This window comes from Cupriavidus sp. FW306-01-F10A, assembly GCF_058782785.1.
Map to the genome: position 1 here is coordinate 306,528 of NZ_JBYSYA010000001.1, position 21,386 is coordinate 327,913.

Genomic DNA, 21,386 nt, shown 5'->3' on the forward strand with positions numbered 1-21,386 from the left:
TGGACAGCTGGTCATGATCCTCACGAGTGGCTTCCGTGTGCGTCCGCCCAGGCCCGATTTCGCGTTCTTTGCAGAATCCGGATAACGGCAAGGATGCTCCCGCACCGATACTCACTCCAACGTTCATGACTCAGCCCGCAGCCTTCCGATGCCAGCCATTTTCCGCCCTCTTTCCTTCCGTCCGCCGAAATCCCGCGCCATCGGTCTTGCCCTGGTACTGGGCCGCACGGTTGTCAGGGTCGCGCCCTGTTCGAGGGAGTGCCACTGACGGCGTGACGCCTTGAAGTTCTTGGCCGATCCATTGGTGGCCACGCCGAAAAATGCAAATCTTTGTCAAGAATCATCGAATTTAGGAATCGTCCCATAGTATTTGCGCTTTTGTCGGGGTAGCGTCTTCGGCTACCCCGCGCCTTGTCGTTGGCTGAAGCGTCGCTGTGCGCGGACCTGGTGACTTTCACTGGAGCATCGCCCATGCACACTTTTCCACCGACTATTTCCTTTAAGACACGACGATATGGCATCGTGGCCGCCTTGCTGGCCGGCTTCGCGCTGGCGCTCGCCGGCTGCGCCAGCTACGGCGACTGGCTCGAAGATGCCAAGCCGAAATCAAAATTGATCGCGGGTGACGCCCAATCCCTGAACTACACCCCGTACTACATTCACTCCTTCAACGTGACGGGGCCAAATGGTGTTGGCGGCGGTGGCTCCAATATCCTCCCCGCTTACCCGGACGGTCGTCCGTCCTCGGGTGGTGTGCGCTGCTGCATTAGTTTCCCACGCCAATGGCAGCCAGAGCTACGCGTCACCGTGCGCTGGCTGATGGATAAAGTCCAGGACGGCAAGACCCCGGGCTACTGGTACAAGGCCGAGAACGTGCGCATCGCGCAATACGATGGCTCCCAGACCGGCGGAGCTTACGCGATATTCCTGCCAAGTGACCGCGTCCGGCTCTTGATCATCGATGGGACGACCAGCCCACGTGAAAAATTACCTGACGACAGCCCCTTCATTGCTCAAGGCGTGCGCGACGACGAGTGGAATCTCAAGTACCGCCGTGGAGGTCTGCAATGAGCGTGGTGCAATGGCCTGAACACATGCCGGAAGGCGGGCGACTGGCGCAGGGCAAGGACGCCTGGACCTGGGGCCGGGGCAATGTATGCGATCCGCTTGCCGGGTGTACCCAGACCCTGCACATCAGCCTGTTCTTCGACGGCACCAACAACAACGACGACGAAGACAACACAAAATGGCGGGATTCGCTCTCCAAGACCCACACTAATGTGGCACGTTTGTTCAGCGTGTCAAAGCACCTGCCTGATGACGGGTTGTTTTCCTACTACGTAGCGGGTGTCGGTACGCCCTTTCCAAAGCTCGGCGAGTTGGACTACTCCCAGGACGGCAAGGCCACCGCTGCGGGCTTCGACCAGCGCTGCGTCTGGGGCATGATTCGCGTGCTCAATGCCGTGCACTACGCGATCACGCGAGATGACAAGAGGCCGTTTGTTCTTGACGAGGAAGCCAAGGCCATCTGCGATGCCGCTGCCAAGCGGTAATCCGTCCAAGCTGATGGACAAGATCCGCATCCTGGGGATCACGCACAGCAACCGCTTCGACGATGGCCCGCAAAGCCGGATGGTCAGGCAGATCTGGATCAACGTGTTCGGCTTCTCACGCGGCGCTGCGTGTGCACGCGTCTTTGTGAACAAGCTGCTCAAAGAATGGGGGCCTGGCGGCCAGCTCAGCGAGCAGACCGGACGGCGGGCCTTGCCCTACCAGGTCAACTTCCTGGGGCTCTTTGATACGGTGGCCTCCGTCGGCCTCCCGGACTCAACCCGCTCGGTCGTCAACTGGGACCGGTTTGCAGGGCACTCGGGATTTACGAAGGATGGCGGCCTGAATGTGGCAGGCACCGACAAGGTCCGGGCCTGCGCGCATTTCTACTCGATCCACGAGCAGCGCATGAGTTTTCCGCTCGACACCATCCGGATCAAGGAGAACTACCCCGAGACGTTACGCCGCTGGGAAATCGGTTATCCCGGTGTGCACTCCGATGTGGGCGGTGGCTACGGTCCCAACGAGCAAGGCAAGGCCCGCGATGGCGACAGCAGCAAGCTCAGCCAAATTCCGCTGCATGACATGTATATCGCAGCCCTCAGGCAGGGCGTGCCGCTCATGCTGGAGGATGCCATTGCGAAGCGCGATGATCTGCGGGCAAATTTCGCAATCCACCCGGCAACCGTGGCGGCTTTCAACGAATGGCGTCGCAGCCTGTACGCGGTCTCCACCGTGGAAGAGGCACTGCGGTTCGGGATGGGCCAGATGCTGAGCTGGCGCACCCTGCGGGCCCAGGTCGGCACCGGGCAGTATGTGACCGAGCGTACGTTCTACCACGCCGCCCCGGAGGACGCCAAGACACCGCGCAAGATCACCCTCGATGTCAAGAAGGCCGAACGCGATGATCCGGAATGCCAGCGCCTGAAGGCCGAGATCTCCCGACTTCAGCAGGAGCGGTCCGAAGCTCGCAATCCGCGCGACTACCCCGCCAACCACCGGGACGTCATGGAACTCTCCGCAGCGATCCTGGAGAAAAAGGTCTTGTTGCAGCGTCGACGGGAGGTCTTGTATGGCGAGCAGGCCGGCAAGGACGAACCAGCCCGGCCAGGGGAAGGCGCCGATGAGATCGTGACCAACGACCGCAGCGACCTGCGCGAGGGGGCCGAACAGATGCGCTTGCTGCTTGGCGTCCTGTATCCGGATCAGTTGGCAAGGTGGCAGGTGGACAAGCAGGAGTTTGTCTCACATCCTGGGGAGAATCGGCCCCAGCGGCCCCCAGTGCTATCCGTCAAGCACGACCAGTCTGGAGCAGACACGCCCCGTGTCACACTGACCAGCAGCGGCTTTATCTTCCATGCGACACGGACTTCGCTCGTGCAATCCTGGAATCCGGATGACGATTTGATGGCCGCTCCGGATGCAGGGGTGGTGAGCTTTCTGCGACTGCACACGTCCCCGGAAGCCGTGGCCCGTCTGGACAAGGCGGTCATCGCCCTCTATGACGACCACGTGCACGACAGCAAGATTTGGTTCCGCATCCCGTTCTTTAACGAATATGCGCCGGGCGGCTACGGCTGGCCCCGCGTGATCTTTACCGGAAACGATGACCGTAAGCCCTATCTGGCACTGGCGCCAGCGGCAAACCAGGCCGAGGAAAGCGTCGTCGGGAACTTCGCGATCGCATGATCTTGCAAGAACTTCCGGCGATCTCACGCTGGCGTTAGTCCCTGGCAGGTGCGAGAGCCGACCGTCAATTGACGGTCGGCTCTCGCGGCCCGGGTACACTTGGCCAGCAAGGCATTGCAGACAATTTAAGCGGCCGGTGCAGCATCACATGTCGATGAGTGACGTGATTAGTTTCACCGCTAGACAGATAACCGAAGGGGAATGGGCGCTGGTACGCGCGATTGCCGACGGCCTGGAATGGTCCTCGGCTGGTCCGAACCTGCGGCCCAGCGGCTCCGGTTCCTGCTCGACTTTGGTTATGCGACAGGCTTGCGCGCATGCAGCCAGGGTGCCGCCCCCAGGCCGGCACTCCCTTGCCATCAATCGCTTGCGCGTTATCACCCGTCCTTGAACAGGAAGCTGTAGGCGTTCAGTGCCGGTACCCCACCCAGGTGTGCGAAGAGGACTCTCGATCCTTGCGGAAACTCGCCGCGACGGACCATGTCGATCATGCCCTGCATGGACTTGCCCTCATAGACCGGGTCGGTCATCATGCCCTCCAGCCTGGCGCTGAGGCGGATGGCTTCCAGGGTGCCCGCCGAAGGCAGGCCGTATTCGGGGCCGCCATAGCGGGTGTCCAGCACCACGTCCGCTTCAGTGATGTCGCGGCCGAGGCCGACCAGCTCCGCGGTATGGCGTGCGATGCGCAGGATCTGCGCGCGCGTCGGTTCCGGCCTGGCCGATGCATCGATGCCGATGACCCGGTCCGCGCGGCCGTCGGCAGCGAATCCCACCACCATGCCTGCCTGCGTGCTGCCGGTGACCGAGCAGACGACGATGTAGTCGAAGCTGAAGCCGAGTCCGGCTTCCTGTGCCCGGACTTCCTCGGCGAACCCTACGTAGCCGAGGCCGCCGAGCGGATGCTCCGAGCAGCCTGCCGGAATCGGGTAGGGCTTGCCGCCCGCCTTGCGCACGCTCTCCATGGCATCTTCCCAGCTGGGACGAATGCCGATGTCGAAGCCTTCGCTGACCAGGCGCACGTCGGCCCCCATGATGCGCGACATCTGGATGTTGCCCACGCGGTCATAGACCGCGTCGGAGTAGTTGACCCAGTTCTCCTGCACCAGCACGCACTTCAGCCCCAGGTGGGCCGCGATGGCGGCAACCTGGCGCGTGTGGTTCGACTGGATCCCGCCGATCGAGACCAGCGTATCGGCGCCCTGCGCCAGCACGTCGGGAATGACGTATTCGAGCTTGCGCGTCTTGTTGCCGCCAAAGGCAAGGCCGCTGTTGCAGTCGTCGCGCTTGGCATAGAGCTCGACCTTGCCACCCAGGCTTTCGCTCAGCCGCGATAGCGGATGGATCGGCGTCGGGCCGAAGGTCAGGGAATGACGCGGAAATTGCTTCAGGTTCATGACTGGCTCCAGGTTGTGGCGGGCATGCGGGCGCGCGGCAGCCGCAAAGCCCGGCATTCGCACGGACGCTGCGCGACGCCGTACCTGGAATCATCATAAGAAAGCTGAGACGAAAGGTGCTTGCAAAGATCTGCGACTTCTTGCACGATAAAAAGCCTGGAAGCATCACGAAATTCTCTTTATTCCGTAGAAATGGCAACATCCAGAATAAAATTTCGTACAAAATCCGAGACCTCCGCCCAGCCCGCGCCGGTGCTGGATCGCACGGACAAGGCCATCCTGCGCGCCTTGCAGCGCGATGCGTCCATCTCCAACCTGGCCCTGGCGGGCAAGGTCAGCCTCAGCCCGCCCGCATGCCTGCGCCGCGTGGAACGCCTGAAAGCGGATGGCCTGATCCGCGGCGTCGTGGCGCTGCTGAACCCGGCTCCCCTGGACGCGGGCATGCTGGTCATCATCGGGGTCGTGCTGGACCGGTCTACGCCCGAGTCGTTCGCCGCCTTTGAGAAGGCGGCGCAGAAGGTATCAGGCTGTATGGAGTGCCATGAAGTCACCGGCGAGTTCGACTACATCATGATGCTCAGGACCAAGGACAGCGAGAGCTTCAACCGCCTCCACGCGGAGCAGTTGCTCTACCTGCCGGGCGTGCGGCAGATTCGCTCGTTCATGGTGCTCAAGCAGGTGCTGTCGACGACGCAGTTTCCGATCTGAAGGTCGGCCTGGATCCGGCTGCGCGGACGAAGAGAGGAGACAGGGAGGGGAATTTTGGGGCTTGGGGCGAAGCGGAACCCCCGGCGCCGTTGCTGCCGGGGTTCCATCCGGCCAGCCCCTTGAGCGTTGGGGCTGGCGCGCCGTCCATCGCTCAGAATGAGCGCGGCAGGCCCAGGACGTGTTCGGCGACGAAAGAGTAGATCAGGTTGGTGGAGATCGGTGCCACCTGGTACAGCCGCGTTTCGCGGAACTTGCGCTCCACGTCGTATTCGCAGGCAAAGCCGAAGCCGCCGTGGAACTGCAGGCAGGCGTTGCCGGCCTCCCAGCTGGCCTTGGCTGCCAGGTACTTGGCCATGTTGGCCTGGGCCCCCATGGGCTCGTGCTTGTCAAACAGTTCGCAGGCTTTCCAGCGCATCAGATTCGCCGCTTCCAGCTCGATAAAGGTCTCGGCGATCGGGAACTGCACGCCCTGGTTCTGGCCGATGGGGCGGCCGAAGACCTCGCGTTCCTTGACATACTTGGTCACGCGGTCGATGAACCAATAGCCGTCGCCGATGCACTCGGCCGCGATCAGCGTGCGCTCGGCGTTCAGGCCGTCGAGGATGTACTTGAAGCCCTTGCCCTCTTCACCGATCAGGTTTTCCTCGGGGATTTCCAGGTCCTCGAAGAACAGTTCATTGGTCTCGTGGTTGACCATGTTGGGGATCGGGCGCACGGTCAGGCCCTTCTTCTGCGCTTCATGCAGGTCCACCATGAAGATGGACATCCCCTCGCTCTTCTTCGTCACCTCGGCCAGTGGCGTGGTGCGCGCCAGCAGGATCATGAAGTCGCTGTGCTGGACGCGGCTGATCCAGACCTTCTGGCCGTTGATGACGTAGCGTCCGTCCTTCTTGACCGCCGAGGTCTTGATCTTGGTGGTGTCCGTGCCAGTGGTGGGCTCGGTCACGCCCATGGACTGCAGGCGCCATTCCCCCGAGGCAATCTTCGGCAGGTACTTTTCCTTCTGCGCCCTGGAGCCGTGCCGCAGCAGCGTGCCCATGTTGTACATCTGGCCGTGGCAGGCGCCGGAGTTGCCGCCGCAGCGGTTGATCTCTTCCATGATGACCGAGGCTTCGGTCAGGCCCAGGCCGGAACCGCCGTACTCCTGCGGGATCAGGGCCGCCAGCCAGCCCGCCGCGGTCAGCGCATTGACGAAGGCCTCGGGATAGGCGCGCTGCTCGTCCACCTTGCGGAAGTACTCATCGGGAAACTCGGCGCAAAGCGCGCGGATGGCGTCGCGGATTTCTTGGAAGTTGTTCGATTGGGTCTGTTCGATCATGGCGCTTGGCTTGCGTTCGGTCTCTGGCGGACGGCCGCCTCCTTGTGATGACCGCAATGTTCGCGGCGTTCGGCCGCGTGGACAATCAGCCTTTCCGAAAGCGCGCCTTCCACCGCGGTTAAGTCCCGGCGACGGCCAGGTCCTTTCGCTTTCGCCAAAGTCCGCCATTGGCATTGTCAAATAGCGCAAACCACGCTTTGGGAACATGCTCCGGGCTATCCGGCGCATGCGCCGACTGACCGCTGCCCCGTGGACATGCACACCCTCGCCTCCCGCCTGCAAGCCCTGATCCGCCCCGGAGACCATATCTGGTGGGGGCAAGCGACCGCCGAGCCGCTGACGCTGACGCGCGCACTGGTGGAACACCGCCACGCCATCGCCCAGGGCGGACGCCTCAGTGTCTTTGTCGGCATCGGGCAGTCAGACACGCTGCAGCCGGCCCAGGCGGATGTGCTCGACTTCTTCGGCTACGCCGCCAGCGGCCCGCACCGGCAACTGGCCAGGGCCGGCGTGCTGGACATCGTGCCCAGCCACTATTCGCACCTGCCCGGGCTGATCCGCGACGGCACGCTGCGGGCGGACGTGGCGCTGGTGCAGGTCTCGCCCGCCGACGAGCAGGGGCGCCACAGCCTGGGGCTGGTGCATGAATACCTTCCCGCGGCGCTCGACCGCGCCCGCGTCATCATCGCCGAGGTGAACCCGGAGGTGCCGTGGACCCACGGCAGCCGCTACCTGAGCGCGGACGATATCGACCTGCAGGTCGAAGCGCTGCACCCGCCCATCAGCCTTGACCGCAGCGCGCCCGGCCCGGCCGAACAGGCCATCGCCCGCCACATCGCCGGCTGGGTGGAGGATGGCGCCACCCTGCAGATGGGCATCGGCAACCTGCCTGAGGCCGTGGTCGCTGCGCTGAATGGCCACCGCGACCTGGGGCTGCACAGCGGCGCGATCGGCGACGGCATTGCGGCGCTGGCCGAAGCCGGGGTGCTGACCAACGCACGCAAGAGCATCGATACGGGGGTAGGCATCGCCGGCATCCTGATGGGCAGCGAACGGCTGCGGCGCTGGGCCCACCGCAATCCGCAGCTGCAACTGCGCGAGACCGCCTATACCCATCACCCCGAGGTGCTGGCCAGCGTCGACAAGCTGACCGCCATCAACTCCGCCATCGAGGTCGACCTCACCGGCCAGGTGAACGCCGAAGTCGCCGGCGGCGTCTATGTCGGCGCCGTCGGCGGTGCCGTGGACTTCCTGCGCGGTGCCGCGCGCAGCCGCGGCGGCTTGCCCATCGTCGCGCTGCCGGCGACCGCCAAGGGCGCGAGCCGCATCGTGGCGCAGTTGTCCGGCCCGGTCAGCACGCCCCGCTCGGATGCGGGCCTGATCGTCACCGAGCACGGCGTGGCCGACCTGCGCGGCCAGACGCTGTCGCAGCGCGTGCGCCGCATGCTGGACATTGCCGCCCCCGAACACCGCGCAGACCTGGAACGCCAGGCCCACGCCCTGCTGCGCCAGTGCGGCGCGGTCTTCGTGGCCCTTCCCGGGCACACGCTGGCCAACTGACTTACTTGCTCATCCCAACACAGAGTTCCAAGGAGACTTCCATGCGCAGAGCTGCAATCGTCACTCCCCTCCGCACGCCCGTCGGCACCTTCGGCGGCAGCCTGCGCCCGGTGCCCGTGGAGGAACTGGCCGCCACCGCCGTGCGCGCCGTGGTGGAACGCAGCGGCATCGATCCCGCGCGTATCGATGACGTGGTCTTTGCCCAGTCCTACGCCAACAGCGAAGTGCCCTGCGTCGGCCGCTGGGCCGCGCTGCAGGCCGGCCTGCCGGTCGAGGTGCCGGGCATGCAACTGGACCGCCGCTGCGGCGGCGGCCTGCAGGCCATCGTCACGGCCTCGATGATGGTGCAGAGCGGCGCCGCCGACGTGGTGATCGCGGGCGGCGTCGAGAGCATGAGCAATATCGAGTACTACACCACCGACATGCGCTGGGGCGCGCGCTCGGGCAATGTGCGCTTCTTCGACCGCCTCGACCGCGGCCGTGAACGCTCCCAGCCGGTCGAGCGCTTCGGCAAGATCTCCGGGATGATCGAGACGGCCGAGAACCTGGCGCGCGACTACGGCATCAGCCGCGAGGCGGCCGATGTCTTCGCCGCCCGCAGCCACGCACGCGCCGCGGCAGCCTGGGAGGCCGGCCGCTTCGATGCCGAAGTCGTTCCCGTGCAGGTGCCCCAGCGCAAGGGCGATCCGGTGCGGTTCGCGCGCGACGAAGGTTTCCGCCCCGAAACCACGCGTGAAAGCCTGGGCAAGCTGCGCACGCTGATGCCGAACGGTACCGTCACCGCCGGCAACGCCAGCCAGCAGAACGACGCCTCGGCCGCCTGCCTGATCGTGGCCGAAGACAAGCTGGCCGAACTGGGCCTCACCCCCATGGCCTCGCTGGTGGGCTGGGCGGCGGCCGGCTGCGAGCCCTCGCACATGGGCATCGGCCCGGTGCCCGCGGTGAAGAAGCTGCTGGCGCGCCTGAACCTGACGCTGGACCAGATGGACCTGGTCGAGCTGAACGAAGCCTTCGCCTGCCAGGTGCTGGCCGTGCTCAAGGGCTGGGAATGGCATGACCAGGATGCGATCGAGCAGAAGCTCAACGTGAACGGCTCGGGCATCTCGCTAGGCCATCCGATCGGCGCCACCGGCGTGCGCATCCTGGCCACGCTGCTGCACGAACTGCAGCGCCGCGGCGGCCGCTATGGCCTGGAGACCATGTGCATCGGCGGCGGCCAGGGTATTGCCGCGGTCTTCGAACGCTACTGAGTAAGCCCACTTCATTCACCATACAGCCCCCGCGCGCGACGGCGGGGGCTGCGCCCGCCTTTTGCCTTTTGCTTTTCGGCTTTTGCCTTCGGCACTTTGCTTTACGTAGGAGAAGTATCTTGATTTCCACCTCACGCCGCCACGCCATGCTGGCCGCCCTGGCCCTGTGCGGCGCAACCCTGGCCACTCCCCCTGCCTCGGCGCAGCCCAACGGCCAGCCGGTGCGCCTCGTGGTCGGCTACGCCGCCGGCGGCCCCGCCGATCAGGCCGCGCGCCTGTTCGCGGTGGCGTTGGGCAAGGCGCTCAGCGCCAACGTCATCGTCGACAACAAGCCCGGCGCCAATGCCACGCTGGCCGGCTATGAAGTGGTCCGCGCCAAGCCCGATGGCGCCACACTGTGGTTCGCCGCCAGCGCGGCGCTGACGGTCGCGCCCAACATCATGAAGAGCCTGCCGTACGACCCGGCGAAGGACCTCGCCCCGGTGGCACCGGTGGCGCGCTACTACAACATGCTGGTGGCCAACGTCAAGGAGCCGTTCAAGGGCACCCAGGACCTGGTTGCCTACGCCAAGGCGCATCCCGGCAAGCTTAGCTACGGCTCCTCGGGCGTGGGCAGCTCCAACCATGTCGCCATGGCCCTGTTCGCCCGGCAGGCGCAGGTCGAGCTGAACCATATTCCCTACAAGGGCAATGCCCCGGCCATGACCGATACCATCGGCGGCCAGATCGACGTGATGTTCGACATCATCAGCACCGCCAGCGGCTATGTGCAGAGCGGCAAGGTCAAGCCCATCGCCGTGGGCTCGCCCAAGCGCAGCGCATCGCTGCCCGGCGTGCCCACCTTCCGCGAATCCGGGATTGCCGGCCTCAAGGACTATGAAGCCGGCGGCTGGTACGCCATCTACGCCCCCAAGGGCGTGACCTCCGAGCAGACCCAGAAGCTGGCCGCGGCAGTGCGGCAGGCCGTGGAAGATGCGGAACTCAGGAAGCGCTATGCCGAGCTGGGCTACGAACAGTGGAGCGGCACCACGCAGGACGTCGTGAACACCGCCGCGCGCGAGCGCACGCAGTGGGCCAGCGTGCTCAAGGGCGTGACGCTGGACTGATGGCCCCGCCTCGAACCGACACCGACCCGACACCCAGGAAGAACTGACATGATCCGCGATAACGAAACCCTCGAAGCCCTGCTCGACAGCGTGCGCCGCTTTGTGCGCGAGCGCCTGGTTCCCGCCGAGGCGCTGGTCGCCGAGACCGACGAAATCCCGCAGGACATCGTGCAGGACATGCGCGAGATGGGCCTGTTCGGCATGACCATCCCCGAGCGCTTTGGCGGCCTGGAGCTGACCATGGAAGAGGAAGCGCGCGTGGTCATGGAGCTGTGCCAGACCTCGCCGGCCTTCCGCTCGCTGCTGGGCACCACTGTGGGCATCGGCTCGCAGGGCATCCTGATGGACGGCACGCCTGAGCAGCAGGCCGCGTGGCTGCCCCGCCTGGCCACCGGCGAGATCCTGGCCTCGTTTGCCCTGACCGAACCGGAAGCCGGCTCGGACGCCGGCTCGCTGCGCACCACCGCGGTCAGGGATGGCGACCACTACGTGGTCAACGGCACCAAGCGCTTTATCACCAATGCGCCGCAGGCCGGCATGTTCACGCTGATGGCGCGTACCAACCCTGAGATCAAGGGCTCGGCCGGCGTCTCGGCATTTATCGTCGATGCCAGGACGCCGGGCATCAGCTTCGGCAAGCGCGACGTGAAGATGGGGCAGAAAGGCGCGCACACCTGCGACGTGATCTTCGACAACGTGCGCGTGCCGGCCGAGAACCTGATCGGCCTGAAGGAAGGACAGGGCTTCAAGACGGCGATGAAGGTGCTCGACAAGGGCCGGCTGCACATTGCGGCGGTCAGCGTCGGGGTGGCCAGGCGCGTGCTGCGCGACGCGCTGAACTACGCGCTGGAGCGCCAGCAGTTCGGCCAGCCGATCTGCGAGTTCCAGTTGATCCAGGCCATGCTGGCCGACAGCCAGGCCGAGCTCTATGCTGCCGAATGCATGGTGATCGACGCCGCGCGCCGCCGCGACGAAGGCAGGAACGTCTCCACCGAGGCCTCATGCTGCAAGATGTTCGCCACCGAGATGGTGGGCCGCGTGGCGGACCGCGCGGTACAGATTCTCGGCGGTTCCGGCTATATTTCCGAGTTCGGCATCGAGCGCTTCTACCGCGATGTGCGCCTGTTCCGCCTGTATGAGGGCACCACGCAGATCCAGCAGGTCATCATCGCGCGCAACATGATCCGTGAAGCCCGCGGCGCGTAAGCACCGCGCCCCGCGCCAATACGCCTGACCCATGCCCGCGCGCAACGCTGCCCGTCCCCAGGACGGGCAGCCTGCCTTGAGACCGCCTGACCTGACATGACAGATTCCACCGCTACGCCGGCCGCTGGCCTTCCTCCCCCCTCCCCCCGCACCGGCGCCCTGAGCCACCTGCGCGTGCTCGATCTCTCGCGCGTGCTGGCCGGACCGTGGTCCACCCAGAACCTGGCGGACATGGGCGCCGACGTGATCAAGATCGAAAAACCCGGCGAAGGCGACGATACACGCCACTGGGGGCCCCCTTTCCTCGCCGACGAGGCCGGCGCGCCGACCCGGCAGGCCTGCTATTTCACCGCCGCCAACCGCAACAAGCGCTCGGTCACCGTGGACATGGCCACGCCCGAGGGGCAGGAGCTGATCCGCGAGCTGGCCCGGCAGAGCGATGTGGTGGTGGAGAACTTCAAGACCGGCGGCCTCAAGCGCTACGGGCTGGACTATGACAGCCTGAGCGCGCTCAACCCGCGCCTGATCTACTGCTCGGTCACGGGCTTTGGCCACACCGGTCCCTACGCGGCGCGGCCCGGCTACGACCTGCTGATCCAGGCCATGAGCGGCCTGATGAGCATCACCGGCCACGCCGACGGCGAGCCCGGCGGCGGCCCGATGAAGGTAGGCGTGGCCGTGATCGACCTGTTCACCGGCATGTACGCCACCACCGCGATCCTGAGCGCGCTGGAAGCACGCCACTTCACCGGCCGCGGCCAGCATATCGACATCGCCCTGCTGGATGTGGCGATGGCGGTGCTGGCCAACCAGGGCGCGGGCTTCCTGAACGCCGGCGACGTGCCCCGGCGCCAGGGCAATATCCACCCCAGCGTGGTGCCCTACCAGGACTTCCCGACCGCCGACGGCAATATGCTGCTGGCCATCGGCAACGACGGGCAGTTCGCACGCTTCTGCGACGCCGCGGGCGTGGACTGGGCGCGCGACGAGCGCTATGCCACCAACACCGGCCGCGTCAACAACCGCAAGACGCTGATCGCGATGATGATGGAGCTCACGCGCACCCGCTCCACGGCGCAATGGGTCGCGCTGCTGGAAGCCAATTCCGTGCCTTGCGGCCCCATCAACAATATCGCCCAGGCCCACGCCGACCCCCATGTGCAGCACCGTGGCCTGCGCGTCGAGCAAGAGCGCTATCCGGGAGCCCAGCCGCCCGCCGGCGAGCCCGCGAACCACGTGGTCACCACGGCCAGCCCGCTGCGCCTGTCGGAGACGCCCCCGACGCTGCGCTACGCCCCGCCCGCGCTGGGCCAGCACACCGACGAGGTGCTGCGCGACTACCTGAAGCTGAGCCCGCAGCAACTGGAAGCACTGCGCGCCAGGCGCGTGGTGTAAGCGGCCAGGGGGCTTTCGGCAGACAAGAAATCCGCCTTTGCCGATTACCGATTGCACCGTGCAACGGGCGCACATACACTGGCGCCGTTCGGCTGGCCCCCGCCTTGCCGAACGGTTTTTCCAGCACAAGGACTCCCGCGAGATGCCACCGGACCGAGACACCCCACCACGGATCAGCGACATCCCTCGCCGCTGGGCCGCCGAGACCCCCGGCCATGTGGCCGTCTTCGAAGAAGGCCGGACCACCACCTACGCGCAGCTGTGGGCGGGCATCGAGGATGCGCAGCGCTACCTGCAAGCGCAGGGCGTGGGCACCGGCGATCGGGTGCTGATCACGGCCGAGAACTGCCTGGCGGTGATCACGCTGGTGTTCGCCTTGTCGGAACTGGGCGCGTGGCCGGTCATCGTCAACGCCCGCCTGTCGGAGCGGGAAATCGAGGTGATCCGCGCCCACTGCCAGCCGAGCCTGATGCTGTTCACCCACGCGGTGTCGCCCGATGCCCTGCGGCACGGCGTGCGCTACCGGGCCAGGGAGATTGTCCCGGCCGGCCTCGGCCCGCTGATGGCGGGCGCTGTCGACGAGGCCGGCGAGCGCGAGCCTGAAGCGCTCGCGCGTGACGTCGCCGCGTTGATCTACACCTCCGGCACCACCGGACAGCCCAAGGGCGTGATGGTCACTCACCGGGGCCTGCTGCACTTTGCGCGCGTCACGGTCGAGTCGCGCCGCATGCAGGCAGACGACTGCGCCTATGCGGTCATGCCGATGTCGCATGTGTTCGGACTCGGGACGCTGCTGGTCTCGACCCTGCAGGCCGGTGCCAGCCTGTACCTGAGCGCGCGCTTCAATGCCGCGGACGTCACCGCCGCGATCCGGCAGGGTGCGATCACGCTGCTGCAGGGCGTGCCGACGATGTTCAACCGCATCCTCGCCCATGTGCGGGCAACGGGAACGCCCCTGCAGCCGTCGCCGCGGCTGCGCTATCTCTACACCGGCGGCGGGCCGCTTGATCCGACGCTCAAGCACGACGTCGAGGCGATGTTCGGCCAGCCGCTGCACCACGGCTACGGCATGACCGAATATGCGGGGTCGCTGTTCGTGACCCGCATGGACCGGCCGCGCACCGATTGCTCGGCGGGCGAGATCGTCGAAGGCGCAGAACTGCGGGTAGTCGGGCCGGAGGGCAAGCCGGTGCCGCAGGGGGAACCCGGCGAGCTATGGATCAGGGGGCCCGGCGTGATGCGCGGCTACTACCGCGCACCGGACCTGAGCGCCGAGGCCCTGCGGCCCGACGGCTGGCTCAATACCGGCGACATCGGCCGGCTGGACCCCGACGGCGCGCTGTTCATCGTCGGCCGCACCAAGGACCTGATCATCCGCTCGGGCTTCAATGTCTACCCGATCGAAGTCGAATCGGTCATCAACACGCATCCGTCCGTGCGCGTATCGGCCGTCATCGGGCAGCCGACCGCGGACGGCAACGAGGAAGTGATCGCCTTCGTCGAGATCAGGGATGGCGAGAAATTCGACGCGCAGTCGCTGCACGACTACCTGGTCGACCGCCTGTCGCCGTACAAGCGCCCGGAGCGGATCCTGCGCGTGGCCTCGATCCCCACCACGGCCAGCGGCAAGCTGCTCAAGCACCAGCTGCGGCAGATGTTGGCGGACAAGGCCTAGTCCGCCGGCGCCCTCAGTCCTGGCGCCCGAGGCCGTCCTCGACCAGCAGGTCCACCAGCTTGCGCGCGAACAGCGGCAAGGCGCTGAGGTCGGCCACGCATATCTGCAGCTTGCGCTCGGCCCATTCATCGTTGAGCTGGACGATGCGCAGCGCCATCGTCTTCGCATGGCGGCTGGCGGTAGTCTCCGGCAACACGCCGACGCCGACATTGGCCTCGATCATCCGGCAGGCGGTCTCGAAATTGCTGACCTGCACGCGCCAGCGCAGCGTGCGCTGCAGGTCGGTCGCGGCCCGCAACAGGAAATTGTGGATCGCGCTGGCCTCGGGCAGGCCGATGAAGTCGTAGTCCAGCGTATCGATGAAATCCACGCTGCCGCGCTCGGCCAGCGGATGGCTCAGCGCGGTGGCCAGCACCAGGCGGTCGCGCCGGTACGGCATCACCTCCAGCCCTTCCGTGCGCACGTTGCCGGCAATGATGCCGATATCCACCATGCCCTCCTGCACCGCGCGCACGATATCCGGGCTCAGGCGCTCGTGCATGTCGATGGTCACGTCCGGATGGCTGACGAGGTAACTGCGCAGCACCGCCGGCAGGAACTCGCTCATCGCGGTGGTGTTGGCGAACACGCGCACATGGCCTTTCACGCCCGCCGCATATTCCTGCAGATCGCCGCTCAGTTGCTCCAGCTGGCGCAGCACGCGGCGCGCGTGGGCGAGCAGGGTCTCCCCCGCCCCGGTCACCTTCACGCCCTGGCTGCTGCGGCTCAGCAGCTTGACGCCGACGTGTTCCTCGAGGTTCTTGATGCGCGTGCTGGCCGCGGCCAGCGACAGGTGCGAGCGTTGCGCACCGCCGGTCAGGCTCTGGGCCTCCGCAATATGCGTGAACAGTTTCAGGTCGACCAGATCAAAGCGCATGACATCATTCCGCAGCGTAAGGGCGGATTATCTCGCAAAGCGCGGCGCTCAGTACACTCTGGCGGGCGCAATTCGCAGGGGCCGCCACCCTGGCATCCGGGACCTGATCCCGGAAGCTTGCGAACGTCAGGTAGATTCTTGGGAACGAGTCAGGCGACCGAGCGCTGCCGCCGCGCTGCGCGCGCCACCGCCAACCGGCTGGCAGCTTCCATCGATAAGCCGAAGCGGTCGTAGAAAGCGCAGTCCAGATCACTGCTGGCTGGCCAGCCGACGCGCCGCCGGGCATCGCCAATGCCGGCATCACCGGCCATGACCTCGAACAGCAACCGCATCAGCCGTTGCGTGCGGCACAGCTCGGTGAGCGCCGTGCCCTGAGAAAACAGCATGCGGCGCAGCTGTGCCGTGGACATGCCCAGCCGTTCCGCGATAAACGCAGCATTCCAGGCGTAATGGGGTTGCAGGAAAACCCGCTTGCAGATGCGGTGGTGCAGGCATTCCTGCCGCGCCGCGGGGATCATGCGCTGGATTTCGAGGGTGCACGCGGCCGGCTGAGCGCTGCTGCCATCCAGGTGCAGCGCAAAGGTTTCAAACGGTTCGATGGTGAGCTGCTGGCCCGGCAGCAGCAGACGCTCATAGCCGCGGCGCCTGAGCACCAGCCTGCCGTGGGCCGCAGAGACCGCCAGCGGGAAGGCCAGCAACAGCCGCTGCAGGCTGACGTGCATGTGGGACTGCAGATGGACGTGCATGGTGGCTCGGGATGCGGACAGGATCAGACTGCATGATCGCCGCTAACCGGATTGCCCGCCTCTGCCATTTCCGAATGCACCGTTCACCGCCACCCCGTGGCCGTTCGTGTACGATGGACTCCCGCACTGCCGGGGTGCTTGCACCCTCTCCGGTCTGTACACCCATGAGGGGAGAGGGAGAACATCTTGCTTAGGCTAGTTCGGGCGGATTTGGCGCACCCAAAACCGTTGGCAATCTGTCTGGGTGCTCCCCCCGCTTGGGGGAGAGATCACCGCACGCAGGCCATGCCGACTTGCTCGAAGATCACGCGGTGAACGGCAGGCTGCGATGCCGCTTGCCGGTGAGCGCCGCGACGGCATTAGCCAGTGCCGGTGCGATCGGCGGCACCGCGGTCTCGCCAATGCCGGTCGGCGGATCGGCCGACGACACGATGTGCACCGCGATCTGCGGCGGCGTGTCCGCATGCGTGGCCAGCCGGTAATCGTTCCAGTTGCCTTGCTGGACCACGCCATCCTTCAGCGTGATCTGCGCTCCGGGCAGCGTGGTACCCAGCCCCATCATCATGCCGCCCTGGACCTGCGCCTCGACCGTGCGCGGATTGATCGGCATGTTGCAGTGGACGGCCGCGGTGACCCGGTGCACCACCGGCTGGTTGCCACGCATCGAGGCCTCGACGATGTAGGCGACCACGGTGTCGAACGATTCATGCACCGCCACGCCCCAGGCACGCCCGGCCGCGAGGCGCCGCTTGCCGTAGCCCGAGCGCTCGACCGCCAGGTCCAGCGCCGCCAGGTGACGCTTGTGCTCACGCAGCAGCGTGCGGCGGTACGCCACCGGATCGATCCCGCCGGCGCGCGCCAGTTCATCGACCAGGGTCTCCATCACATAGGCCGTGTGCGTGTGCCCCACCGAGCGCCACCACAGCACCGGCACGTTGACCTTGGGATGATGGATCTCGAGCGCGATCGGGAACGGATAAGGGCTGTCGCTCACGCCCTCGACCATGGTCGAGTCGACCCCGTTCTTCACGGTGAAGGACTCGAACGGAGTGCCGCTGGTGATGGACTGGCCGACGATCACGTGCTTCCAGGCCAGCACCTTGCCCTTGCCGTCGTGGCCGATCTCAACGCGGTGCAGGTGCATCGGGCGGTAGTAGCCGCCGCGCACGTCGTCTTCGCGTGTCCAGATCATCTTGATCGGCTCGCGCCGGCCCGCCGCATGGCGCGCCTTGGCCACCTGCGCGGCCTCGAACAGGTAGTCGGAGGTGGGCACGGCACGCCGGCCGAAGCCGCCGCCGGCCATCATGGTGTTGAATGTCACCTGTTCCGGCTTCAGACCGAGCACGGCTGCGACGTTGGCCTGGTCGACGGTCTGGAACTGCGAGCCGGCCCACACTGTGCATTGGTTGCCGCGGAAGTCGATGGTGCAGTTGAGCGGCTCCATCGGCGTGTGCGCCAGGTAGGGGAAGACATACTCGGCGGTGAGCTTGTGTGGCGCGGTGGCAAGCGCCGAAGTGTCCGCCGCCTTGGCCTGCACGCCGGGCCGGGCCGCCAGCTCGCGGTAGCGCGCCAGCAGCGCATCGCTGTCCGGCTTCTCGACGCCGCTGGTGTCCCATTCCACCTGCAGCACCTCGCGCGCCGTGCGCGCGGGCCAGAAGCCATTGGCCACGATCGCCAACCCGGTCGCGCCGCCGGCCAGCGGCACCTGGTAGACCTCTTCCACGCCGGCGATGGCCCTGGCACGCGCGGGGTCGAAGCGCGCGACCATGGCGCCGAACACGGGCGGATGCACCATGACCACGGTGCGCGTGCCGGGCAGCGCCGTGTCGATGCCGAACTGCTGCCTGCCGGTGGACTTGTCGCGCGCATCGAGCCGGCCGGTGGGCTTGCCGATCAGCCTGAACTGCTGCGGCGACTTCAGCTGCACGCTCGCCGGCACCGGCTCGGCCAGCGCTGCGGCAGCCAGCTCGCCGTATGTGGCCCGGCGGCCGTCGGGCGCGGTCACCACGCCGGCCTCGGCCTTCAGCTGCCCGGCCGGCACCCCGAAGCGCCCGGCGGCCGCCCCGAGCAGCATGGCGCGCATGCGCGCGCCGACCTCGCGATACTGCGTCCACGAGTTCTTCATGCTGGTCGAGCCGCCGACCATCTGGATATGGAACACCGGGTCCTTATAGGCCTCGCCGGCCGGGGCCAGCTGGCAGCGCACCTTGCTCCAGTCCGCGTCCAGTTCCTCGGCCACCAGCATCGGCAGTGCCGTCTGCACGCCCTGCCCGAACTCAAGCTTGCCGATCGTGACCATCACCGTGCCGTCGGCATCGATACTGACGAAGGCCGATGGCTGCACCGGCGCCTTGGGCTGCGCCGCCGCCTCCGTCTGCGCGCCAAGCGGAACGGCACAGAGCGCGAAGCCCGAGCCGAAGCTCAGTTTCAGGAAGGTCCGCCGGTCGATGCCGCCGCTTGCCTGCTGCATGAGTCTCATGGCATCTCCTCAGCCGATCGCCTTGGCTGCATCCTTGACCGCGGCATGGATGCGCGCATAGGTGCCGCAGCGGCACAGGTTGGCGCTCATGGCCCGTTCGATGTCGGCATCGGTCGGGCGTTGGTTGACCTTGAGCAGCGCCACCGCCGACATCACCTGGCCGCTCTGGCAATAGCCGCACTGCGTGACGTCGTTGCGCACCCAGGCCTCTTCGACCGCGCGCCCGACCCGGTCCTCGCCGATGCCCTCGATGGTGGTGAGCTGCCGGCCGGCGATGGAGGACACCGGCGTCACGCACGCGCGGCGCTGCTGGCCATCGACATGTACCGTGCATGCGCCGCATACCGCGATGCCGCAGCCGAACTTGGTGCCGGTCAGCCCCAGCGTGTCGCGCAGTACCCACAGCACCGGCGTGTCGCCGGGCACGTCGACCTGCTGGGTCTTGCCGTTCAGTTGAAAGGAAATCATGGCTGGCTCCCGTTGCTGGTGCCCTTCGTCTGGGTCAAGGCGCCTGATCCGGCGATGGCGCGCAGGTTCTTCAGCAAGGCTTCATCGGCGGCGGCGCGTGTAGGCCCCGCAGAGGTGCGCAACGGCTCGCGCGTATCGCATGGCGCGCCATTGCGTATCCACTGGCGCACCTGCTCGTCGAACGCGGGCTTGTCCAGCGGCGGCAATTCACGCCCCGGCCCCGGCTGCCAGCCCCAAGCCACCAGGTGGTCGGTCACCATGTGTTCTTCGAGCATTGCCAGCGAACGGCCGCCATTGGTCCTGGTGTCGCGGAAGACCTTGCATAGCGCCGGCCCGGACAGGCCCAGCCATGACATCTTCATCTTCGCCGGCGGCATGTGCCAGCCTGGCTGGCCATTGGTATCCAGCCCGGGCGGCGCATGCGCGAGCGGGCTGTTCTGGGTGCCATGGCAGGTGGCGCATTGCAGCGGCGGCACGCCCTTGCCGTCAGTGCCTCGCTGCACCGGTGGAAAATGCACACGTTTCGCATCGCCCTGCAGCGGGCCGTCCGGCACGTGGCAATTCAGGCAGCGGGCATGCAGCAGCACACGCTCGATCTGCGCGAAGGCCTGCAGCCCGACGTTGCGGTCTGGCGTGCCGGACACCTGGGTGGGCTGGAAGGATCCGCCGGGACCGGCAGCAAAGGCAAGCACCGGAAGCGTCAGCACAGACCCCGCCAAATGCTGGCGAAGAGCGGCGGCGAGAGGGTTGCGGGCGTCATGCTTCATGGGGCCTCCTCCTTCACCGTCGTCGGCGTGCTAGATCGTTGTAGTGCCTGATGCGATCCCTGGCAAGACGAAACGGCAGGAGAGGCTCCAGGCGCCCGGATCGGCAAGCAGCACTTTTGCGGGATGGTCACCAGGGCTGCAATGTCGCAATGAAGTTCTATGATGCAGAATCATGCAGACGAAGCGCACTGCCGATCGAAGGCATGGCGCGCTCCGATCAAACGGCCTGTGATGCATATGGACCAAGATTCGCGACAAGACGCCTCTGATGGATCGGTGATGTTCGCGGACGTCTGCGACAGCACCAGGCTCTACGAGCAGGCCGGCGATGCGGTGGCGCTTGGCGCAATCCGCCAGTGCCTGGCGCTGATGAAGTCCCACTCCGCGGCCGCGCAAGGCCGGGTCGTCAAGACCATCGGTGACGAAATCATGGTGCTGTTTCCCGCCGCGGAGAATGCGATGCGGGCGGCACTGGACATGCAGGAGGCCGTCGCCGGGCTGCCGCCGATCATAGGCGCTCCGCTGGCGATCCATATCGGCTTTCACCATGGCCCGATCCTGTCGGACGAATCCGGCGACCTGTTCGGCGACACCGTCAACCTTGCCGCCCGACTGGCCAGCCTGGCTTCGCGGGGCCAGATCATCACCAGCAAGAACGCGGTGGAGCAGCTCTCAGCAGGGCTGCGCCAGATGACACGCTACCTGTATCCGATACAGGTACGCGGCAAGCACCAGGTGATCGAGCTGTACGAAGCGATCTGGCAGCAGAGCATCGACCTGACCCTGGTGGCCCCGGTGGATCTTGCATTGGCCCGCTCGGCACTGCTTTCGCTACGATATCGGGAAACCGTCTTCGAAATGAACACTGCCTCACCGCCTGTCACCATCGGCCGGGACACGACCATGAGCATCGTTGTCACGGACCGGCAGGTTTCGAGATTCCAGGCCACGGTGGAGCCGCGCGGCGGCCGCTTTGTCCTGATCGACAGAAGTTCGAACGGCACCCACGTGAAGATCGATGGCGAAGGCGCGCTGATCCTGCGCCGTGACGAAATCACGCTCAGGGGTCATGGCTGGATTACCTTTGCCCAGCCAAAAGAATGCATCGACGAGGGTATCGAGTTCTTTGTCGACGAGAAGTGATGCCGGCAGGAAGAA

General features: G+C 66.2%; 18 protein-coding genes. 11 read left to right on the forward strand and 7 right to left on the reverse strand.

Annotation, left to right across the window (positions count from 1 at the left end):
* The first annotated feature begins 471 nt into the window (after nucleotides 1-471).
* The 3 genes from AC3WLF_RS01450 to AC3WLF_RS01460 are packed head-to-tail and all read left to right on the forward strand — an operon-like array spanning nucleotide 472 to nucleotide 3,240.
* Nucleotides 472-1,071 (forward strand): DUF3304 domain-containing protein, encoded by a 600-nt coding sequence (locus tag AC3WLF_RS01450; protein ID WP_492351319.1) that lies wholly within the window; start codon nucleotides 472-474, stop codon nucleotides 1,069-1,071.
* Nucleotides 1,068-1,553 carry a phospholipase effector Tle1 domain-containing protein gene (locus tag AC3WLF_RS01455; protein WP_492357693.1) on the forward strand — a complete coding sequence of 162 codons (486 nt, stop codon included), beginning with the start codon at nucleotides 1,068-1,070 and terminating at the stop codon, nucleotides 1,551-1,553. Before AC3WLF_RS01450 ends, AC3WLF_RS01455 begins: the two co-directional genes overlap by 4 nt.
* A 13-nt stretch (nucleotides 1,554-1,566) precedes the next feature.
* Nucleotides 1,567-3,240 (forward strand): T6SS phospholipase effector Tle1-like catalytic domain-containing protein, encoded by a 1,674-nt coding sequence (locus tag AC3WLF_RS01460; RefSeq protein ID WP_492357694.1) that lies wholly within the window; start codon nucleotides 1,567-1,569, stop codon nucleotides 3,238-3,240.
* Between the two features lie 377 nt (nucleotides 3,241-3,617).
* On the opposite strand, the gene AC3WLF_RS01465 is transcribed toward AC3WLF_RS01460, so the two are convergent.
* Complete coding sequence (locus AC3WLF_RS01465) at nucleotides 3,618-4,634, reverse strand: 1-aminocyclopropane-1-carboxylate deaminase (protein WP_492317058.1); 1,017 nt, start codon at nucleotides 4,632-4,634, stop codon at nucleotides 3,618-3,620.
* 192 nt (nucleotides 4,635-4,826) lie between these two features.
* Here AC3WLF_RS01465 and AC3WLF_RS01470 point away from each other — a divergent pair, with 192 nt between their 5' ends.
* Nucleotides 4,827-5,342 carry an Lrp/AsnC family transcriptional regulator gene (locus AC3WLF_RS01470; protein ID WP_422696042.1) on the forward strand — a complete coding sequence of 172 codons (516 nt, stop codon included), beginning with the start codon at nucleotides 4,827-4,829 and terminating at the stop codon, nucleotides 5,340-5,342.
* Between the two features lie 151 nt (nucleotides 5,343-5,493).
* On the opposite strand, the gene AC3WLF_RS01475 is transcribed toward AC3WLF_RS01470, so the two are convergent.
* On the reverse strand, nucleotides 5,494-6,660 hold the full coding sequence (locus tag AC3WLF_RS01475; RefSeq protein ID WP_492317057.1) for an acyl-CoA dehydrogenase family protein: 1,167 nt from the start codon (nucleotides 6,658-6,660) through the stop codon (nucleotides 5,494-5,496).
* A gap of 255 nt (nucleotides 6,661-6,915) precedes the next feature.
* Between AC3WLF_RS01475 and AC3WLF_RS01480 the strand changes: the two genes are divergently transcribed.
* From AC3WLF_RS01480 to AC3WLF_RS01505, 6 genes are all read left to right on the forward strand, one after another.
* Entirely contained in the window at nucleotides 6,916-8,220 is a 1,305-nt protein-coding gene (locus tag AC3WLF_RS01480; protein ID WP_492317056.1) for an acetyl-CoA hydrolase/transferase family protein, read from the forward strand.
* Nucleotides 8,221-8,261: 41 nt separating this feature from the next.
* The gene (locus AC3WLF_RS01485) at nucleotides 8,262-9,470 is read left to right on the forward strand and encodes an acetyl-CoA C-acetyltransferase (protein WP_010809314.1); all 1,209 of its coding nucleotides are present in this window, start codon (nucleotides 8,262-8,264) and stop codon (nucleotides 9,468-9,470) included.
* Nucleotides 9,471-9,589: 119 nt separating this feature from the next.
* On the forward strand, nucleotides 9,590-10,576 hold the full coding sequence (locus AC3WLF_RS01490) for a Bug family tripartite tricarboxylate transporter substrate binding protein (RefSeq protein ID WP_492317055.1): 987 nt from the start codon (nucleotides 9,590-9,592) through the stop codon (nucleotides 10,574-10,576).
* Nucleotides 10,577-10,624: 48 nt separating this feature from the next.
* Nucleotides 10,625-11,782 (forward strand): acyl-CoA dehydrogenase family protein, encoded by a 1,158-nt coding sequence (locus AC3WLF_RS01495; RefSeq protein ID WP_492351316.1) that lies wholly within the window; start codon nucleotides 10,625-10,627, stop codon nucleotides 11,780-11,782.
* A 96-nt stretch (nucleotides 11,783-11,878) separates the two neighbouring features.
* Nucleotides 11,879-13,177 carry a CaiB/BaiF CoA transferase family protein gene (locus AC3WLF_RS01500; RefSeq protein ID WP_492357695.1) on the forward strand — a complete coding sequence of 433 codons (1,299 nt, stop codon included), beginning with the start codon at nucleotides 11,879-11,881 and terminating at the stop codon, nucleotides 13,175-13,177.
* Nucleotides 13,178-13,319: 142 nt separating this feature from the next.
* Nucleotides 13,320-14,852, forward strand: a complete 1,533-nt coding sequence (locus tag AC3WLF_RS01505) for a class I adenylate-forming enzyme family protein (protein ID WP_492357696.1) — start codon at nucleotides 13,320-13,322, stop codon at nucleotides 14,850-14,852.
* Nucleotides 14,853-14,865: 13 nt separating this feature from the next.
* Here AC3WLF_RS01505 and AC3WLF_RS01510 read toward each other — a convergent pair whose 3' ends face one another.
* The 5 genes from AC3WLF_RS01510 to AC3WLF_RS01530 all read right to left on the reverse strand — a co-directional run bounded on the left by AC3WLF_RS01510 (nucleotide 14,866) and on the right by AC3WLF_RS01530 (nucleotide 20,228).
* Nucleotides 14,866-15,768 (reverse strand): LysR family transcriptional regulator, encoded by a 903-nt coding sequence (locus AC3WLF_RS01510; protein WP_492357697.1) that lies wholly within the window; start codon nucleotides 15,766-15,768, stop codon nucleotides 14,866-14,868.
* A 149-nt stretch (nucleotides 15,769-15,917) separates the two neighbouring features.
* Entirely contained in the window at nucleotides 15,918-16,466 is a 549-nt protein-coding gene (locus AC3WLF_RS01515; protein ID WP_492357698.1) for a helix-turn-helix transcriptional regulator, read from the reverse strand.
* A 352-nt stretch (nucleotides 16,467-16,818) separates the two neighbouring features.
* Nucleotides 16,819-18,993, reverse strand: coding sequence for a xanthine dehydrogenase family protein molybdopterin-binding subunit (locus tag AC3WLF_RS01520; protein WP_492357699.1), 2,175 nt, complete (start codon nucleotides 18,991-18,993; stop codon nucleotides 16,819-16,821).
* Nucleotides 18,994-19,002: 9 nt separating this feature from the next.
* Nucleotides 19,003-19,461 (reverse strand): (2Fe-2S)-binding protein, encoded by a 459-nt coding sequence (locus AC3WLF_RS01525; RefSeq protein WP_492340435.1) that lies wholly within the window; start codon nucleotides 19,459-19,461, stop codon nucleotides 19,003-19,005.
* The gene (locus AC3WLF_RS01530; protein ID WP_492317048.1) at nucleotides 19,458-20,228 is read right to left on the reverse strand and encodes a hypothetical protein; all 771 of its coding nucleotides are present in this window, start codon (nucleotides 20,226-20,228) and stop codon (nucleotides 19,458-19,460) included. Before AC3WLF_RS01530 ends, AC3WLF_RS01525 begins: the two co-directional genes overlap by 4 nt.
* A gap of 237 nt (nucleotides 20,229-20,465) precedes the next feature.
* On the opposite strand from AC3WLF_RS01530, the gene AC3WLF_RS01535 reads away from it, so the two are divergent.
* Nucleotides 20,466-21,371, forward strand: coding sequence for an adenylate/guanylate cyclase domain-containing protein (locus AC3WLF_RS01535; RefSeq protein WP_492317181.1), 906 nt, complete (start codon nucleotides 20,466-20,468; stop codon nucleotides 21,369-21,371).
* Nucleotides 21,372-21,386 lie beyond the last annotated feature (15 nt).

Excerpts from the sequence above, each read along its gene's own strand:
- AC3WLF_RS01450 (WP_492351319.1), top strand. The coding sequence starts at position 472 with ATGCACACTTTTCCACCGACTATTTCCTTTAAGACACGACGATATGGC.
- AC3WLF_RS01455 (WP_492357693.1), top strand. The coding sequence starts at position 1,068 with ATGAGCGTGGTGCAATGGCCTGAACACATGCCGGAAGGCGGGCGACTG.
- AC3WLF_RS01460 (WP_492357694.1), top strand. The coding sequence starts at position 1,567 with ATGGACAAGATCCGCATCCTGGGGATCACGCACAGCAACCGCTTCGAC.
- AC3WLF_RS01465 (WP_492317058.1), bottom strand. The coding sequence starts at position 4,634 with ATGAACCTGAAGCAATTTCCGCGTCATTCCCTGACCTTCGGCCCGACG.
- AC3WLF_RS01470 (WP_422696042.1), top strand. The coding sequence starts at position 4,827 with ATGGCAACATCCAGAATAAAATTTCGTACAAAATCCGAGACCTCCGCC.
- AC3WLF_RS01475 (WP_492317057.1), bottom strand. The coding sequence starts at position 6,660 with ATGATCGAACAGACCCAATCGAACAACTTCCAAGAAATCCGCGACGCC.
- AC3WLF_RS01480 (WP_492317056.1), top strand. The coding sequence starts at position 6,916 with ATGCACACCCTCGCCTCCCGCCTGCAAGCCCTGATCCGCCCCGGAGAC.
- AC3WLF_RS01485 (WP_010809314.1), top strand. The coding sequence starts at position 8,262 with ATGCGCAGAGCTGCAATCGTCACTCCCCTCCGCACGCCCGTCGGCACC.
- AC3WLF_RS01495 (WP_492351316.1), top strand. The coding sequence starts at position 10,625 with ATGATCCGCGATAACGAAACCCTCGAAGCCCTGCTCGACAGCGTGCGC.
- AC3WLF_RS01500 (WP_492357695.1), top strand. The coding sequence starts at position 11,879 with ATGACAGATTCCACCGCTACGCCGGCCGCTGGCCTTCCTCCCCCCTCC.
- AC3WLF_RS01505 (WP_492357696.1), top strand. The coding sequence starts at position 13,320 with ATGCCACCGGACCGAGACACCCCACCACGGATCAGCGACATCCCTCGC.
- AC3WLF_RS01510 (WP_492357697.1), bottom strand. The coding sequence starts at position 15,768 with ATGCGCTTTGATCTGGTCGACCTGAAACTGTTCACGCATATTGCGGAG.
- AC3WLF_RS01520 (WP_492357699.1), bottom strand. The coding sequence starts at position 18,993 with ATGAGACTCATGCAGCAGGCAAGCGGCGGCATCGACCGGCGGACCTTC.
- AC3WLF_RS01525 (WP_492340435.1), bottom strand. The coding sequence starts at position 19,461 with ATGATTTCCTTTCAACTGAACGGCAAGACCCAGCAGGTCGACGTGCCC.
- AC3WLF_RS01530 (WP_492317048.1), bottom strand. The coding sequence starts at position 20,228 with ATGAAGCATGACGCCCGCAACCCTCTCGCCGCCGCTCTTCGCCAGCAT.
- AC3WLF_RS01535 (WP_492317181.1), top strand. The coding sequence starts at position 20,466 with ATGGACCAAGATTCGCGACAAGACGCCTCTGATGGATCGGTGATGTTC.